Genomic DNA, 16,061 nt, shown 5'->3' with positions numbered 1-16,061 from the left:
GGCGCAAGCCGTGGCGCGCCTCGATGGATCTGCCGCTCTCGCGCGACCTACCCCTTGTTTCTCCCAATCTCCTTGCCTTCGCGCCCGGCTTTCGCCAGAGAAGGCCGATGAATTCCCCTTTGCCAGCCAGCACACGCCAGCGGCTTGACGACCTGCTTGTCCAGCGCGGTCTGTTTGCCAGCCGTTCGCGCGCCCGCGACGCGGTCGAGCGCGGCACGGTGACGGTTGACGGCGCCGTTGCCAGAAAGCCCGGCCAGGCCGTTCGGCACGGCTGCGTTGTCGCCATCGACGATCCGGCGCAGGCCTACGTCTCGCGCGCCGCGCTCAAGCTGATCGCCGGGCTCGACCATTTCAGCCTCGATCCGGCCGGCTGCGAGGCGCTTGACATCGGCGCCTCGACCGGTGGCTTCACCCAGGTGCTGCTCGAACGCGGCGCCTCCCATGTCACGGCCATCGATGTCGGCCACGGCCAGATGCACCCCGATATCGGCACCGATCCGCGCGTCACGGTCATCGAGGGGCTGAACGCCCGCGATCTCGCGGCGGCGGATCTCGCGGGCCGTATTCCGGATTTCATCGTGTCCGACGTCAGCTTCATTTCGCTGCGGTTGGCATTGCCGCCGGCTTTGGCCATCGCCAAGGCTGGTGCCATTGCCCTGCTCCTGGTCAAGCCGCAGTTCGAGGCGGGCAGGGAGGCGATCGGCAAGGGCGGCCTGCTGAGGGATCCCGATGATGCCGACCGGGTCGCCGGCCTGCTGCGGGACTGGCTGGATGCGCAACCCGGCTGGCGCTCGCTCGGACTGCGTCCCTCGCCGATCGAAGGTGGCGACGGCAATCGTGAATTCCTGCTCGGTGGGATCAAGGACAGATGAGCGCACGCTTCACCATCAGGAAATTGGGCGCCCAGGGCGACGGCATCGCCGAGACCGAAAGCGGCGATCTGTTCATCCCCTTCACGCTGCCTGGCGAGGCCGTCACCGCGGCGCGCGAGAAGGATCGCGCCACGCTGATCGCGGTGCTGGAGCCTTCGCCGCTGCGCATCGAACCGGCATGCCGCCATTTCACCGAATGCGGCGGCTGCGCCCTCCAGCATTTCGAAGCCGGGGCCTATCGCCAGTGGAAGCGTGAGAAGGTGGTGCATGCGCTGAAGGGCAAGGGCATCGATTGCGAGGTTGACGCGCTGGTTGCCTGTGAGCCGCACACGCGTCGCCGTGTCGTGCTTGCCGCCCGGCGCACCGATGCGGGCATGCTGCTCGGCTTCAATCGCCATCTGTCACCGGAAATCATCCCGATATCCGAATGCCCGATCTCGCTGCCCGAGATCGTCGCCGCGCTCGGGCCCCTCAAGGCGTTGGCCGAATTGATATGTGCCACCACCAAATCGTTCAAGATGGCGGTCACCGTGACGGCTTCGGGCCTCGATGTCGCGGCGCATGACTGCGGCAAGCTCGGCGAACACCAGCGCCGTATCGCTTCCAATTTTGTCATTGCGCAAGGTTTTGCCAGACTGTCCATCGATGACGACATCGTCATCGAGCCGAAGAAGCCGGTGGTCATGTTTGGCGGCGTCGCGGTCGCCGTGCCGCCGGGCGCCTTCCTGCAGGCGACCGAGGCTGCTGAACGGATCATGGCCGAGATCGTCGGTGGACATCTGAAGCGTGCCAGGAGGGTGGCCGATCTTTTCGCCGGTTGCGGCAGCTTTGCCCTGCGTCTGGCCGCGAAGTCGGAAGTCCATGCGGTGGAAGGCGACGCGGCTGCGCTGTCGGCGCTCGACCGGGGATCACGCTTCGCGACCGGCATCAAGCGCGTGACGGGCGAACGGCGAGATCTGTTTCGCCGGCCGCTGACATTCAAGGAGTTGACCGCTTTCGACGGTCTTGTCTTTGATCCGCCGCGGGCCGGCGCCGAAGACCAGTCGAAGCAGATCGCCCGTTCGGACGTTCCATTGGTTGCCGCGGTGTCGTGCAATCCGGTGACGATGGCCCGCGACCTGCGTATCCTCATCGATGGCGGCTACACGCTGAACAGCGTGACGCCGATCGACCAGTTCCTATGGTCGCCGCATGTCGAGGCGGTCGCCCTGCTGGAAAAGCCCAGGCGCAGGCGCTGACATCCGATCACAATCGGTTGAGACCGGCCAATCCGGCCCGTCCTGTCCGAAAGGAGCCGGAATGATGCCGCAAAGCCGCCTTGTTGCGCCAGCGTAGTTGGACCGTCCTGCGGGGGACGTTTCAGTTGAGGGCTGATCGCGATGCGGATCGTCTCGAAATTCCTGGGCTTTTTCCTGGCTCTCTCGCTCTTCGCCCTCGGCTCGACGGTCGGCGCGCTGGCGCAGGGCGAAAAACGCCTCGCCTTCGTCATAGGCAATGCCGCCTACCCGTCGGGGACGTTGACCACGGCGGCCAATGATGCCGGCCTGATCGCCCAGACACTGCAGGCGGCAGGCTTCGACGTGGTCGGCGCACGCGATGTCGACCAGGAATCCCTGCGCGGCGCCTACCGCGATTTCCTCGCCAAGGCCACGGCGGCCGGCCCGGATGCGGTCGTCTTCGTCTATCTCGCCGGCTACGGGCTGCAGTTCGAGGGCGAGAATTACTTCGTGCCGGTCGACGCCCAGATCGCCAGTACAACCGACGTGCCGATGGCAGCGGTGCGGGTATCGGATCTGACCAAGCCGCTCTCGGCACTGCCGAACAAGGTCAACATTGTCGTGCTCGACGCGGCGCGTCCGAATTCCTTCGCGAAGTCGAACCAGCCGCTGGCCGGCGGCCTCTCGCTGGTCGACCCCGATCCGAACATGCTGATCGCCTTCAACGCCGCCCCCGGCACGGTCGCACCGGAAGGGAAAGGCCCCTACGGCGCCTATGCGCAGGCGCTCGCCGAGATGATCCGCGACGGCGGTCTGCAACTGGGTGATGTGTTCGACCGGACACGGCTGCGGGTCAATGAGGTGACGCAGGGCGCCGAATTGCCCTGGGACGTCTCCAAGATCAACGATCCGTTCGTTTTCTTCGACCGTGGTCCGGAAGCGCCGCCGCCGCAGGTCTCGGCGGCCGAGGCAAGGGCCAGCCGGACCAGGGAAATCCGCGACTTCGACGCGCATGATGCCTATGTGGCGGCGCTCGACCGGGACACGATGCGCGGTTACGAGGATTTTCTCGTCGCCTATCCGCATGATCCGATGGCCAGGCGCGTGCGCGCGATCCTGGCGGCGCGGCGCGAGGCGATCACCTGGCGCCAGACCTGGCTCAGGGACACGCCGGAAGCCTACTGGTCCTATCTCGGGCGCTATCCGCACGGCCCGCATGCCTGGGATGCCCGCCGCAGGCTCGAACATTTCGATGCCGACCTGGAGCCGCCGCAGGGTTTTGCGGTCTATGCCTATGACGTGCCGCCGCCGCCGCCAGAAGAGATCGTCTATGTCGACCGGCCCGTGCTCTATTTCGACGATCCGGAATTCGATTTCGCGCCGCCGCCGCCGCCTCCGGTGATCTTTCTGCCGCCACCGCCCCCGGAATTCGTCGTGCTGGCGCCGCCCCCGCCGCCGGTTGGTATCTTCGTGCTGCCGACGCCGGTCTTCGTGCCCGTGCCGGCTTGGGTCAACCCGCCCCATGACATTTTCCCGCCGCCGAATGACGTCATCTTCAACAACATTCACAACACCACCATCGTCAACAACACGACGATCAACGAGAAGACGATCAACGAGAACCAGGGCGGCCTCACCACCGGCCAGAAGCTGACCGCCGGCGCGGTAGGGCTGGGCGCGGCCGCACTCGCGACGAAGGTCGCGCTGCCGGCTTTCCTGCAGAAAAAGGAAGCCGCGCTCGCCAAGGTCAATCCAGGCGGCTTGCCATCGAAGCTCGTCCACACAGGAACGCAGAATGTGGGCGGGCCGCTGCCGAAGACAATGCCGGCCGACAGGTTGGCAGGCCACGCCCTGCCGGGCGCCGATGGCAAGAGCCTGCCGCTTGTCAACGGCAAGCCCGTCCTCAACAGCCAGAATCTGGGTGCCGACAAATCCGGCAAGCGGCTGCGCAAGCAGAGCCAGGCAACTGGCAATGCCGCACCGGATGCCAATGGCAGCGCTCCGCTGGCCAATGAACAAGGCAAGGCCGGCAAGTTCCATAAGCTTCCGGGCGGCACCGCCGGGTCTGCCGGCAGTGAGCAAAACGCTCGGGCAAAACTGAAGACCGGTCCCGCCGCGCCGAATGGGCAGATCGCGGCCAACGGCAAAGTCAAAAAGCTTCACGGTCAAGCCGCCGGTGGCCCGGACGCCGGGAATGGGGCGGTCAACGGGCAGGGCAAGGGTCCCAAGCTGCACAAGCTGCCGGCCGATGGCGGATCAGCGGGCGCCACGGTGTCGGGCGGCAATCCGCATCGCCAGTTGAAGCAGCAGGCCGAGATGTCTTCGAGACCGCCGAAGCCGCAGTTCCACGCCGAACAGATGCGGCGGCAGCCGCAGACACAGCAAAGGCCGCAGCGGCAAGCAGGCAACAAGCCGCCTTGCGGACATCCCAATGAGCCTGCCTGCAGGAAGTAAGGTATGTCGGACCGCGGCCCTGCCGCGCGTACACGCTCATATCACAACTGCGTGGCTGGTTGCGGTCCTGATTGCGCGGTCCCTTGGCCCGCTGTTACCAGTCGATGCCGGGCAGGGCGCTCAAGGGAGTGACCATAATGAGGATTGCAAGCGTTCTGACGTCTATCGCTTTGGCCGGCTTCATCGCGACGGGAGCAGCCGCGGCGGCGACCACCGCTGCTACCACGACCACGACGGCGCCCGCCGCCACCACGGCCGTCCCCGTGAAGAAGGCCAAGACGACCGCGATGACGCCTGAGAAAACCGCGATTTCGAAGCAATGTTCCGCGCTTGCGGATGCCCAGAAACTACACGGCAAGGCACGCGAGAAGTTCCGCGCCGACTGCAAGAAGAACGGCGGCAAGGCCACCTGACCGGCCGTTTCGCGGCGAGGGTTCGCTTGCCAGCCTCTCCGGCGGGGGGCTGGCGGCAATTTCTCGGATATGAATCGGGTCTACCGGGACCGTTACGCTCCTGACGAGCTCAGTCTATGAGATTGGCAACGTTCGAAGGGGTGTTCGGCCTGCCGCCTCGCTGGTTGACCGACACCCAGATACTAGGGTTCTGCTGCGACTGGCGTTTCAAGAAATAATAGCCCGTCGCGTTCCAGGGCCTGATGTCGTTGACCAGATTGTCGAGGACGAGATCGCCTTTGTCGGTTTTCACCGTCAGGATCGTGTGTCCTTCATTGTCGAGGTCGCGCACGACAGTCATCAAAAGCGCCTGCCGCGGAAATCCTGCCTCCATGAGCAGCTTGCGCTTGTAGAGGGCGTAGACCTTGCAGTCGCCCTTGCCGTCCACCGGATAGTCCCAGTGGTCCATCGTCGTGCCCCAGTGCTCGAAGTTGCTGACGGGCTTGATGTAATTGTTTGCCTTGAGGTTTATCCGCTTGAGGATGCCCAGGTTCCGCGCGGTCAGCTTGACCGTCGCGGCCGGCATGGCAGGCACCTTGCACTCTTTCGGCCGGCGGTGGCAGAAATCGATCCAACCGTAGGGGACGCTGGTGCTTCCACCCACGGCAGCGGAGCGCAGCCCGGCTGCCGAAGATTGCGTCGATCGCGACTTGAACACCGTCGACTGTGCTGCCGCCGGGCCAGCTTGCAGCGATGTCGCACCAATCAACGAAACAAAGCCAACCAGAAAAGACGAAGTCAGCACACCAGGCGAACGCCGCATTGCCAGACCATCACCGCAACGAGAACACCGACCCTGCTCGCGCGGAAAAGGCCCAAGCAGTTAACAAATTCTTCAAGCGGATTGTGTCCACTTCAAGGTGCCGGCAGCATTCAGCCTGCAAACGTGGATTTGGCCGGGCCTGTAAGGCCAGCGAAAGCGGCGAAGCCCGCTTCCGCCGCATTTCCGGCTGCCGGCTGAATGACGATCCCGGTCTCGGACATCGTGGCGGGAGCCGTCACTCGCAAACCATGACGCTCACACCCGGGTGCCGCCGACCGTCATCTGGTTCATCCTGAGATGCGGCTGGCCGACGCCGACGGGCACGCCCTGGCCGGCCTTGCCGCACATGCCGATGCCATTGTCGAGTTTCATGTCGTTGCCGACCATCGAGACGCGATGCATGGCGTCCGGTCCGTTGCCGATCAGCATGGCGCCCTTGATCGGCTGCGTCACCTTGCCGTTCTCGATCATGTACGCCTCGGTGCAGCCGAACACGAATTTGCCCGACGTGATGTCGACCTGGCCGCCGCCGAAAGAGACGGCGTAGATGCCGTTCTTGACCGAAGCGATGATCTCGTCCGGCTCCATGTCGCCAGAGGTCATGTAGGTGTTGGTCATGCGCGGCATCGGCTGGTGCGCATAGCCTTCGCGCCGGCCGTTGCCGGTCGCCTTCATGCCCATCAGCCGTGCGTTCTGCCGGTCCTGCATGTAGCCGACCAGTTTGCCGTCCTCGATAAGCACGTTGCGGGCCGAAGGCGTGCCCTCGTCGTCGACGGTGAGTGAGCCGCGCCGCTCGGGGATGGTGCCGTCGTCGACGACGGTCACGCCCTTGGCGGCTACCTGTTGCCCCATCAGGCCGGCGAAGGCCGACGTCTTCTTGCGGTTGAAATCGCCTTCGAGGCCGTGGCCGACGGCTTCGTGCAGCATCACCCCCGGCCAGCCGCTGGACAGCACGATGTCGAAAGTACCGGCCGGGGCGGGAACAGCCTCCAGGTTGACCAGCGCTTGCCGAAGCGCCTCGCTCGCGGCGTGCTTCCAGCTGTCCTCGATCAGGAAGTCGCCGAACGCCTTGCGTCCGCCCATGCCATAGGAGCCGCTCTCCTGACGGTCGCCGTCGCCGACGACGACCGAGACGTTGACGCGGACCATCGGCCTGATATCGCGCACCACCTGGCCATCGGCACGCACGATCTCGACATGCTGCCAGGATGCGGCGATCGAGGCTGTCACCTGCCGCACCCGTGGATCCTCGGCGCGCAGCCAGGCGTCGATCTCCTGCAGCAGCTTCGCCTTGGCCTCGAACGAAGGCGAGGGGATCGGGTTCTCGTCACCATAAAGATGGCGGTTGGTGCGGGCGGGCGCGGCGGCAAGCGTGCCGGAATAGCCGCCCTTGACGGTCGAGACAGCTTGCGCCGCGCGCAGCAGCGAGGCCTCCGACAGGTCGCTCGAATGGGCGTAGCCGCTGGCTTCACCCGCGACCGCGCGCAGGCCAAAGCCCTGGTCGGTGTTGAAGTTGGCGGTCTTGAGCCGGCCGTTGTCGAACATCAGCGCTTCGCTTTCGCTGTATTCGAGGAACAGTTCGCCGTCGTCGGCGCCCTTGATGGTGTCGGCGACGATCCGCTTGATGCGGTCGTCTGAAATGTCGAATTGGCCGATCAGGCTGTTCATGGCGCGTCCGTGCGTGGGAGAAGTGATTTCTCACCACGATGTAGGCGCGAACTCCCCGGGAGACAATCGTCGCATCCGATCCTGGCAGACAAATACGACGTCGGACCGGCTGGCGACGGTCACTTCTGGTCGATGAATTCCTTGATGTTGCTCGTCATCGAATCCCAGTTGGAGAACTGCGCGTCGAGATTTGCCTTGGTGATGCCGCCGGCGAAGCTGACGTCCATCTTGAAGTTGGATCCATCCCCGGAGAACGCCTTCACCCAGCGATACTTCTTGTTCCATTCATTGGCCTGCTCGGCGGTGAAGGGATCGGTGTATCCCGATGAAAACTGCATCGATTTGCACTTCTCATGGTTCTCGCAGCCATAGAAGTAGATCACATATTTCATGCCCTGAAGCCGGCCGGAGACCATCGGGTCGCCGCCGTCGTCCTTGTCCAGCTTCGCCGACCCATAGCCCTTCGCAAGCTCGACGATCGCGGCCGGGTCGGGCGCCGTGATGATCTCGGTATCGTCGGCCCAGGCAAACGAAACCGCACCGGTCATCATCAGACCAGACGATAGAAGCAACGAAAACGCGCGCATGATAATCCCCACAAAACCCCAAATCCCATTGGAATTCTGCGCCAGGCTCGGATTTTTCGCAAGCGCCCTGCTATCAGGGAAGAGCGGCAAAACCCTCGGCAAAGCCCTTGAGATCCACAGGGATGCCGATACCCTCTTCCGGGGTCTGGAAGACGATGAATGTCGCCGACGTGCCGGTCTTCAGCGTATCGAGCAGCGGCTTTTCGAGAATGACCTCGGCATAGCAACCGTCCTGGAAGCAGCGTACGAAATACGCGCGGCCGATATCCTTGCCGTCGACGTTGAGGCCGAGGCCGTTCGGCAACAGCACACCGAGCGGCGCCAGCACGCGCAGGATCTCGGCCTTGTTGTCGGCGGTGCGCAATACGACGACCGAAAGCCCCATCTCTGGACGATCCTCGGCGACGACGTTCTGCATCATCACGCATTGTTCCGAGGTGGCGCCGGCCGGCGTATCGCAGATGATCGACCATGCGCCATGCGTCGACTTGACCGTGCCGCTGGGCTGGGCTGCATTCGCGTGGCCCGTGACGGAGAGGCCGGCACAGGAGATGGCGACGAGAACGGCAACCTTGGCCAGGGTTCTCGAAAGCCCGGTTCTCGACAGCCAGTAGTTCATGACGGCTCCATTGCGAATCACGGCACTTTAAGCCGCGCCAAAGCCAAGTAAAGGACGAGACCGCGGCTTGGCTGTCCCGAAAAAGCCAATAGCGCGCTTTTCCCTGCCAATTTCGCCTGAATTACGACGCCAGGCACGCCTTGCGGCCAAGGGCTGGACGATGTGTCGGACATATACGATTCGCGGCCGAGGTGGTCGCCTTCAAACCCCCGTCACGGCTTGCGCGCAAAAATGCCGCACAGTTTCCTCCGCTCCTTTCTTGCGGAGGGAAAAAGAGTATGGTTTGAACCAGCTTGAGACTGTCGGGATTCCCGTCCCGGCATTGTTCGTTATTCTCGCTGGCACCGCCGCGAGGAACTGGGAGACGAAGAGGGCGATGAGAAATTTCCTAGCAAACGCCAAGTTTCTAGCCAGTGCTGGGGCCGCTGCCACGATTCTTGCAGGCACATCCGCCCATGCCGATCAGCCCGTGGAGTGGGAGACCACCTTCCAGGCGCCGGCGACCGACATGATGCGGCAGATCGAGTGGTTCGGAAACTACACGATGTGGTTCATCGTTCCGATCACCATCCTGGTGCTGCTTCTGCTCGCTTACTGCATCGTGAAATTCCGCGCGAGTGCAAACCCGGTCCCCTCCAAGACCAGCCACAACACGCTGATCGAGGTGATCTGGACCGTCGGCCCGGTGGTGATCCTGCTCTGCCTCGCCATTCCCTCGTTCCAGCTGCTGACCGCGCAGTACACCCCGCCGGAAGAAGCCAAGCTCACCGTCAAGGCGACAGGCAATCAGTGGAACTGGGACTACGAGTACCAGACCGACAGCACGCTCTCCTTCAATTCGGCCATCCTCCAGGACGGCGATCGCGCCAAGGCCGGCAAGGAGGATCGCAAGGTCTATCCGCGCCTGCTTGCGGTTGACAACGAACTGGTTGTGCCGGTCAACACCATGACCCGTGTGCTTGTCACAGCGACCGACGTGATCCACTCCTTCGGCATGCCGTCCTTCGGCATCAAGGTCGACGCCATTCCAGGGCGTACCAACGAGACCTGGTTCAAGGCGGAAAAGGAAGGCATCTTCTACGGCCAGTGCTCGCAGCTCTGCGGCAAGGACCACGCCTTCATGCCGATCGCCATCCGCGTCGTCTCCGATGCGCAGTTCAAGACCTGGTTGGCGGCGGCCAAGACCGATCTGCCCGGCGCCAACAAGACGCTCATGGCCGAGGTCGATGGCCAGAACAAGGTAGCGGCCGCCGGCAATTGATGCCGCGGGTTAGCAAGATTTAGGGAACGGAGCGGAACATGGCAGACGCTGCAGCTCATGACGGGCACGACGACCACAAGCCTTACCACGGCTGGGTGCGCTGGGTTTATTCGACCAACCACAAGGATATCGGCACGCTCTACCTGATCTTTGCGATCATGGCCGGCATCATCGGCGGCGCGCTGTCGGTCGCCATCCGCATGGAGTTGCAGGAGCCTGGCATCCAGATCTTCAGCGGTCTGGCGCAGATGGTCTACGGCATGAACGGTGATGCCGCCATCGACGGCGGCAAGAGCATGTACAATGCCTTCGCCACCGCGCACGCGCTGATCATGATCTTCTTCATGGTCATGCCGGCGCTGATCGGCGGTTTTGCCAACTGGATGGTGCCGATCATGATCGGCGCGCCCGACATGGCGTTCCCGCGCATGAACAACATCTCGTTCTGGCTGCTGCCTCCGGCCTTCATCCTGCTCTTGACCTCGATGTTCATGCCGAGCGCGCCGGGCGCCTATGGTGTCGGCGGCGGCTGGACGCTCTACCCGCCGCTTTCGACCTCGGGCCAGCCCGGTCCGGCCATGGACCTGGCGATCCTGTCGATCCATATCGCCGGTGCGTCATCGATCCTCGGCGCCATCAATTTCATCACCACCATTTTCAACATGCGCGCGCCGGGCATGACGCTGCACAAGATGCCGCTGTTTGCCTGGTCGGTGCTGGTCACCGCCTTCCTGCTCTTGTTGTCGCTTCCGGTTCTTGCCGGCGCCATCACCATGCTTCTGACGGATCGCAATTTCGGTACGGCCTTCTTCGCGCCCGACAATGGTGGCGATCCGCTGCTGTTCCAGCATCTGTTCTGGTTCTTCGGCCATCCGGAAGTGTACATCCTGATCCTGCCGGGCTTCGGCATCATCAGCCACGTCATCTCCACATTCTCGAGGAAGCCGGTGTTCGGCTATCTCGGCATGGCCTACGCCATGGTTGCGATCGGCGCCGTCGGCTTCATCGTCTGGGCGCACCACATGTACACGACCGGCCTGTCACTCGACACGCAGCGCTACTTCGTCTTCGCCACCATGGTCATCGCGGTGCCGACGGGCGTGAAGATCTTCTCCTGGATCGCGACGATGTGGGGCGGGTCGATCTCGTTCAAGACGCCGATGCTGTGGGCGCTGGGCTTCATCTTCCTGTTCACCATCGGTGGCGTCACCGGTGTCCAGCTCGCCAATGCCGGACTCGACCGCTCGCTGCATGACACCTATTTCGTGATCGCGCACTTCCACTACGTGCTGTCGCTGGGCGCGGTGTTCGCCATCTTCGCCGGCTGGTACTACTGGTTCCCGAAGATGACCGGCTACATGTATTCGCCGGTTATCGCCAACACCCATTTCTGGGTCACCTTCGTCGGCGTCAACCTGATCTTCTTCCCGCAGCATTTCCTCGGCCTCGCAGGCATGCCGCGCCGCACGATCGACTATCCGGACGCGTTCGCCGGCTGGAACTATGTGTCGTCGATCGGTTCCTATATCTCGGCCGTCGGCGTGGCGATCTTCCTCTATGGCGTCTTCGAAGCCTTCCAGAAGAAGCGCATCGCCGGTGCTAACCCATGGGGTGAGGGCGCAACGACGCTTGAATGGCAGCTGCCTTCGCCGCCGCCCTTCCACCAGTGGGAGCAGTTGCCGAAGATCAAGTAAGGCGGCCCCCTCGAATACAGAACCGCCGGCCTGCCGGCGGTTTTGGCCAACGGAATGATGGACTTGAGTACGCATGGCCCTAGTCGACGAAACCAGCATTGACGAAGCGGGCTTCCGCATGTCGGAAGCCACGGCGGGCGATTTCTTCGCCCTGCTGAAGCCGCGCGTCATGTCGCTGGTGGTGTTCACCGCCTTTGTCGGACTGGTGGCGGCACCCGTGACCATCAACCCGCTGCTGGCGGTGATCGTCATCCTGTCGATCGCCATTGGCGCTGGTGCCTCGGGTGCACTCAACATGTGGTATGATGCCGACATCGACGCGGTCATGACCAGGACCGCCAGCCGTCCTGTGCCGTCCGGCCGTATCCAGCCGCATGAGGCGCTGGCCTTCGGGCTGGTGCTGTCGGCACTGTCGGTGATGACGCTTGGCGTGCTCGCCAACTGGCTGGCGGCGACCCTGCTGGCCTTCACCATTTTCTTCTATGCCGTCGTCTACACGATGTGGCTGAAGCGCTGGACGCCGCAGAACATCGTCATCGGCGGTGCGGCGGGCGCCTTTCCGCCTGTCATCGGCTGGGCCGCCGTGACCGGCTCGGTCAGCCTTGAAAGCATCATTCTCTTCCTCATCATCTTCCTGTGGACGCCGCCGCATTTCTGGGCGCTGGCGCTGTTCAAGTCCGAGGATTACGGGCGCGCCGGCATTCCGATGATGCCGAACGTCGCCGGCGAGGCCTCGACCCGCCGCCAGATTTTCGCCTATGCGCTGGTTTTGGCTCCCGTCGGCGTGCTGCCGTGGCTGCTTGGCTATACCACGCCGGTTTATGGCGTTGCCGCCCTGCTGCTGGGGCTTGGCTTTGTCTGGTACGCCTGGAAAGTGCTTGGCATGGCCGACGATGACCGCGCCATGAAGCCGGCCAAGGCGCTGTTCGCCTACTCGTTGCTCTATCTCTTCGCCATCTTCGCGGTCTATCTGGCCGACAGTGTCGTCGAACGCGCGCTTGCCATGGGTGGAGCATGACGATGGCGGAGGACAAGCTCGAGACGGTCACCTTGACCGACCGCCAGAAGAAGGCCCAACGCAGCCGTTCCGTCGCCATCGGCGTTGCGCTGGCCGTGCTGGTCGTCATTTTCTACATCGCGACGATCGTGAAGTTCGCCCACAACCTTTCGGGCAAGATGTGATGAGCGCCGAGACGCCCAGAAAGCCCGCGGGCAAGAACAGCAACCGCGTGGTCGCGGCGGTTTGCCTCGCCTTCTTTACCGGCATGATCGGCATGGCCTATGCGGCGGTGCCGCTTTACAGGATGTTCTGCCAGGCGACCGGCTATGGCGGCACGACGCAGCGCGTCGAGAAGCAGTATGCCGGCCGCGTGCTCGACCGTGAGATCACGGTGCGCTTCGACGCCAACATCGCCGGCGTGCCCTGGGAATTCCAGCCGGTCCAGCGCTCGATGACCATGAAGATCGGGCAGACCGTGCAGGCGCATTACCAGGCGACCAACAAGTTCGACCAGCCCGTCACCGGCCGCGCCACCTTCAACGTGCAACCGGAACTCGCAGGCCCCTACTTCAACAAGGTCGAGTGCTTCTGCTTCACCGATACGTCGCTGAAGCCCGGCGAGACGCTGGATATGCCGGTCCTGTTCTATGTGGATCCCGATATCGTGAACGTGCCGGAACTGAAGGACATCAAGACGATCACGCTGTCCTATACCATGTTCCCGGTCGAGAAGAACAAGCCCGTCGCCTCCTCGGAGCCGGCCCAGGGCAACAGCAAGACAGTTTCAGATACCGAAAATCTCGGGGGTTGATATGGCAGACGCGCACGCAAAACATCACGACTATCATCTCGTCGACCCGAGCCCATGGCCTTTCCTGGGGTCGATAGGCGCGCTCGTCATGGCCTTTGGCGGTGTCGCCCTGATGGAATATCTGAAGGGCGGTTCCTTCCCGATCTTCGGCTTCAACATCGCCAATCCGTGGCTGTTCTTCATCGGCCTGGTGATCGTGCTCTACACCATGTTCGCCTGGTGGTCGGACACGATCAAGGAAGCGCATGAGGGCCACCACACGCGCGTCGTGTCGCTGCACCTGCGCTACGGCATGATCATGTTCATCGCCTCGGAGGTGATGTTCTTCGTCGCCTGGTTCTGGGCCTATTTCGACGCCAGCCTTTTTGCCGGTGAGGTGCAGAATTACGCACGCCACACGTTTACCGGTGGTGTCTGGCCGCCGAAGGGCATGGAAGTTCTCGATCCCTTCCACCTGCCGCTCTACAACACCATCATCCTGCTGCTCTCGGGCACCACGGTCACCTGGGCCCACCACTCGCTCATCCATGGCGACCGCAAGGGGCTGATCAACGGCCTGGTGCTGACCGTCGGCCTCGGCATGCTGTTCACCATGGTGCAGGCCTACGAATACATGCACGCTCCGTTCGGCTTCAAGGATTCCATCTACGGCGCCACCTTCTTCATGGCGACCGGCTTCCACGGCTTCCACGTCATCATCGGCACCATCTTCCTGCTGGTCTGCCTGATCCGGGCGATGAAGGGCGACTTCACCCCCAAGCAGCATTTCGGCTTCGAGGCCGCCGCCTGGTACTGGCATTTCGTCGACGTGGTCTGGCTGTTCCTGTTCGCCTCGATCTACATCTGGGGATCGGTCGGCGCGGTGATCGAAGGCCACTGATCCGGCATCCGGGATTTCGATTTCGGGAAGGCGGTCGCGGCGACGCGGCCGCCTTCTTCTTTTCGGCGCAATGATCGCCGATCGATGGCGGATGCGGCTGACAATTTCCCGGGTGATTTTTGCATTCATTATCGCCACATCGCCGGCTTCTGCCGGTGAAAAAGTCGATCTCGTGCGTGTCCACAAGGCGGAGCGGCGCCTTGAACTGATCTCAGACGGCAAGGTGCTGCGCAGCTACGGTATCGCGCTTGGCGGCGATCCGATCGGCCACAAGCACGAGGAGGGCGACCAGCGCACGCCTGAAGGGCGCTATGTCCTCGACTGGCGTAACCCCAACAGCATCGCCCACAAGTCGCTCCACATCTCCTATCCTGACGCCCGGGATCTGGCGGCCGCGAAGGCGCGCAATGTCGATCCCGGCGGCATGATCATGATCCATGGTCAGCCGAACGGATTCGGCTGGTGGGGGTGGCTGCTTCAATTGGTCGACTGGACCGATGGCTGCATTGCCGTTACGGACTCCGACATGGACGAAATCTGGGCCATGGTGGCCGATGGGACGCCAATCGAAATCGAGCAATAGGCATGAGTGACGGCTCTATCCATGACTGAAGGCTCTATCCATGAGTGAAGACAGGGCGATCTGGCCGCCGATCGAGCCGATTTCGGCCGGCCTGCATGGCCGCTGCCCGCGCTGCGGCGAGGGACGGCTGTTTGCCGGCTTCCTCACCGTCGGCAAGCGCTGCGTCAATTGCGGGCTCGACTATTCCTTTGCCGATGCCGGCGACGGGCCGGCGGTGTTTGTTATTTTGATCATAGGCTTCATCATCGTCGGCCTGGCGCTCTGGGTAGAGGTGACGCTGAGCCCGCCGCTCTGGCTGCATTTGCTGGTCTGGATTCCGCTCGCTTTGGTGCTGTGCCTGACGGCGCTCCGCTTGATCAAGGGCGTGCTGCTCACCTTGCAATACGCCAACAAGGCCGCCGAGGGGCGACTGGATCGCGGCGAATGAGCGAAGCATCCTTCAAGAATCCCGGCCGCTCGTGGCCTCGGTCGGCATTGTTGCTCGGCCTTGGCTTGCTGCTGCTCGCGATCCTGCTGGCACTTGGCACCTGGCAGGTCCAGCGCCTGCACTGGAAGGAAGGCCTGCTGCGGACCATCGACCAGCGCACGCATTCTGCACCGCTGCCGCTGGCCGAGGTCGAAAAACAATTCGCCGCGACCGGCGACGTCGACTACACGCCGGTCACGGTCTCGGGCACTTTCCTGCATTCCGGCGAGCGGCATTTCTACGCGACCTGGGAAGGGGATGCCGGCTTCAATGTCTACACGCCGCTGGCCCTCGACGATGGCCGTTTCGTGCTGATCAACCGTGGCTTTGTGCCATATGATCTGAAGGACCCCGCCAAGCGCGCCAAAGGGCAGGTGGCGGGCAAGGTCACGGTCACCGGGCTTGCCCGCAATCCGCTGCCGGCAAAGCCGTCGATGATGCTGCCCGACAATGACGTGGCCAAGAACATCTTCTACTGGAAGGACCGCGACGTCATGGCCGCGAGCGCCGGGCTGCCCGCCGGGTTCAAGCTGGTGCCGATCTTCATCGATGCCGACAAGACGCCAAATCCCGGCGGCCTGCCGGTCGGCGGCGTCACCATCATCGACCTGCCGAACAGCCATCTGCAGTATGCCGTCACCTGGTATGGTCTTGCGGCGGCGCTTGCCGCGGTGCTCGTCCTGCGGCTCCGCCGGCCCGCAAAAGAGGAATGAACGACACTCTCTTTCCAACCG

Annotated in this window: 17 protein-coding genes; 13 read left to right on the top strand and 4 right to left on the bottom strand. The window is 63.2% G+C overall.

The features are described from left to right. Positions 1 to 107 precede the first annotated feature (107 nt). The 4 genes from FJ967_RS20455 (at position 108) to FJ967_RS20440 (ending at position 4,956) form a co-directional block, all read left to right on the top strand. A complete protein-coding gene (locus FJ967_RS20455; RefSeq protein WP_140733636.1) occupies positions 108 to 872 on the top strand; it encodes a TlyA family RNA methyltransferase in 765 nt (254 codons plus the stop codon). Beyond that, positions 869 to 2,110, top strand: a complete 1,242-nt coding sequence (locus FJ967_RS20450; RefSeq protein ID WP_140733635.1) for a class I SAM-dependent RNA methyltransferase — start codon at positions 869 to 871, stop codon at positions 2,108 to 2,110. Before FJ967_RS20455 ends, FJ967_RS20450 begins: the two co-directional genes overlap by 4 nt. Before the next feature lie 141 nt (positions 2,111 to 2,251). Further along, positions 2,252 to 4,543, top strand: a complete 2,292-nt coding sequence (locus FJ967_RS20445; RefSeq protein WP_181176037.1) for a caspase domain-containing protein — start codon at positions 2,252 to 2,254, stop codon at positions 4,541 to 4,543. A 137-nt stretch (positions 4,544 to 4,680) separates the two neighbouring features. Next, positions 4,681 to 4,956, top strand: a complete 276-nt coding sequence (locus FJ967_RS20440) for a hypothetical protein (protein ID WP_140733633.1) — start codon at positions 4,681 to 4,683, stop codon at positions 4,954 to 4,956. 109 nt (positions 4,957 to 5,065) lie between these two features. On the opposite strand, the gene FJ967_RS20435 is transcribed toward FJ967_RS20440, so the two are convergent. From FJ967_RS20435 to FJ967_RS20420, 4 genes are all read right to left on the bottom strand, one after another. Next, positions 5,066 to 5,758, bottom strand: coding sequence for a transglutaminase-like cysteine peptidase (locus FJ967_RS20435; protein WP_181176035.1), 693 nt, complete (start codon positions 5,756 to 5,758; stop codon positions 5,066 to 5,068). Positions 5,759 to 6,013: 255 nt separating this feature from the next. Then, positions 6,014 to 7,426: a metalloprotease TldD gene (gene tldD, locus FJ967_RS20430; RefSeq protein WP_140733631.1), complete on the bottom strand. Its 1,413-nt coding sequence runs from the start codon at positions 7,424 to 7,426 to the stop codon at positions 6,014 to 6,016. A gap of 119 nt (positions 7,427 to 7,545) precedes the next feature. Then, a complete protein-coding gene (locus tag FJ967_RS20425) occupies positions 7,546 to 8,013 on the bottom strand; it encodes a YbjN domain-containing protein (RefSeq protein ID WP_140733630.1) in 468 nt (155 codons plus the stop codon). Positions 8,014 to 8,086: 73 nt separating this feature from the next. Beyond that, entirely contained in the window at positions 8,087 to 8,632 is a 546-nt protein-coding gene (locus FJ967_RS20420; protein ID WP_140733629.1) for an invasion associated locus B family protein, read from the bottom strand. Between the two features lie 259 nt (positions 8,633 to 8,891). Here FJ967_RS20420 and coxB point away from each other — a divergent pair, with 259 nt between their 5' ends. The 9 genes from coxB (at position 8,892) to FJ967_RS20375 (ending at position 16,040) form a co-directional block, all read left to right on the top strand. Then, complete coding sequence (gene coxB, locus FJ967_RS20415) at positions 8,892 to 9,893, top strand: cytochrome c oxidase subunit II (protein WP_181176033.1); 1,002 nt, start codon at positions 8,892 to 8,894, stop codon at positions 9,891 to 9,893. A 38-nt stretch (positions 9,894 to 9,931) separates the two neighbouring features. Continuing rightward, the gene (gene ctaD / locus FJ967_RS20410) at positions 9,932 to 11,587 is read left to right on the top strand and encodes a cytochrome c oxidase subunit I (RefSeq protein WP_140733627.1); all 1,656 of its coding nucleotides are present in this window, start codon (positions 9,932 to 9,934) and stop codon (positions 11,585 to 11,587) included. A gap of 73 nt (positions 11,588 to 11,660) precedes the next feature. Further along, positions 11,661 to 12,605 (top strand): heme o synthase, encoded by a 945-nt coding sequence (locus FJ967_RS20405; protein ID WP_140733626.1) that lies wholly within the window; start codon positions 11,661 to 11,663, stop codon positions 12,603 to 12,605. Positions 12,606 to 12,607: 2 nt separating this feature from the next. Further along, positions 12,608 to 12,769 carry a hypothetical protein gene (locus FJ967_RS20400; protein WP_140733625.1) on the top strand — a complete coding sequence of 54 codons (162 nt, stop codon included), beginning with the start codon at positions 12,608 to 12,610 and terminating at the stop codon, positions 12,767 to 12,769. Beyond that, positions 12,769 to 13,398 (top strand): cytochrome c oxidase assembly protein, encoded by a 630-nt coding sequence (locus FJ967_RS20395; protein WP_140733624.1) that lies wholly within the window; start codon positions 12,769 to 12,771, stop codon positions 13,396 to 13,398. The genes FJ967_RS20400 and FJ967_RS20395 overlap by 1 nt, the downstream gene beginning before the upstream one ends. A gap of 1 nt (position 13,399) precedes the next feature. Beyond that, on the top strand, positions 13,400 to 14,278 hold the full coding sequence (locus FJ967_RS20390) for a cytochrome c oxidase subunit 3 (protein WP_140733623.1): 879 nt from the start codon (positions 13,400 to 13,402) through the stop codon (positions 14,276 to 14,278). 70 nt (positions 14,279 to 14,348) lie between these two features. After that, on the top strand, positions 14,349 to 14,861 hold the full coding sequence (locus tag FJ967_RS20385) for a L,D-transpeptidase family protein (RefSeq protein WP_246675323.1): 513 nt from the start codon (positions 14,349 to 14,351) through the stop codon (positions 14,859 to 14,861). 40 nt (positions 14,862 to 14,901) lie between these two features. Beyond that, positions 14,902 to 15,288, top strand: a complete 387-nt coding sequence (locus FJ967_RS20380) for a DUF983 domain-containing protein (RefSeq protein WP_140733622.1) — start codon at positions 14,902 to 14,904, stop codon at positions 15,286 to 15,288. Next, entirely contained in the window at positions 15,285 to 16,040 is a 756-nt protein-coding gene (locus FJ967_RS20375) for an SURF1 family protein (protein WP_181176031.1), read from the top strand. The genes FJ967_RS20380 and FJ967_RS20375 overlap by 4 nt, the downstream gene beginning before the upstream one ends. Positions 16,041 to 16,061: the final 21 nt, after the last annotated feature.

The organism is Mesorhizobium sp. B2-3-4, assembly GCF_006442315.1.
Taxonomy (GTDB): domain Bacteria; phylum Pseudomonadota; class Alphaproteobacteria; order Rhizobiales; family Rhizobiaceae; genus Mesorhizobium.
The sequence above is the reverse complement of the archived record's forward strand: the minus strand, read 5'-3'. Positions and strand labels throughout refer to the sequence as shown.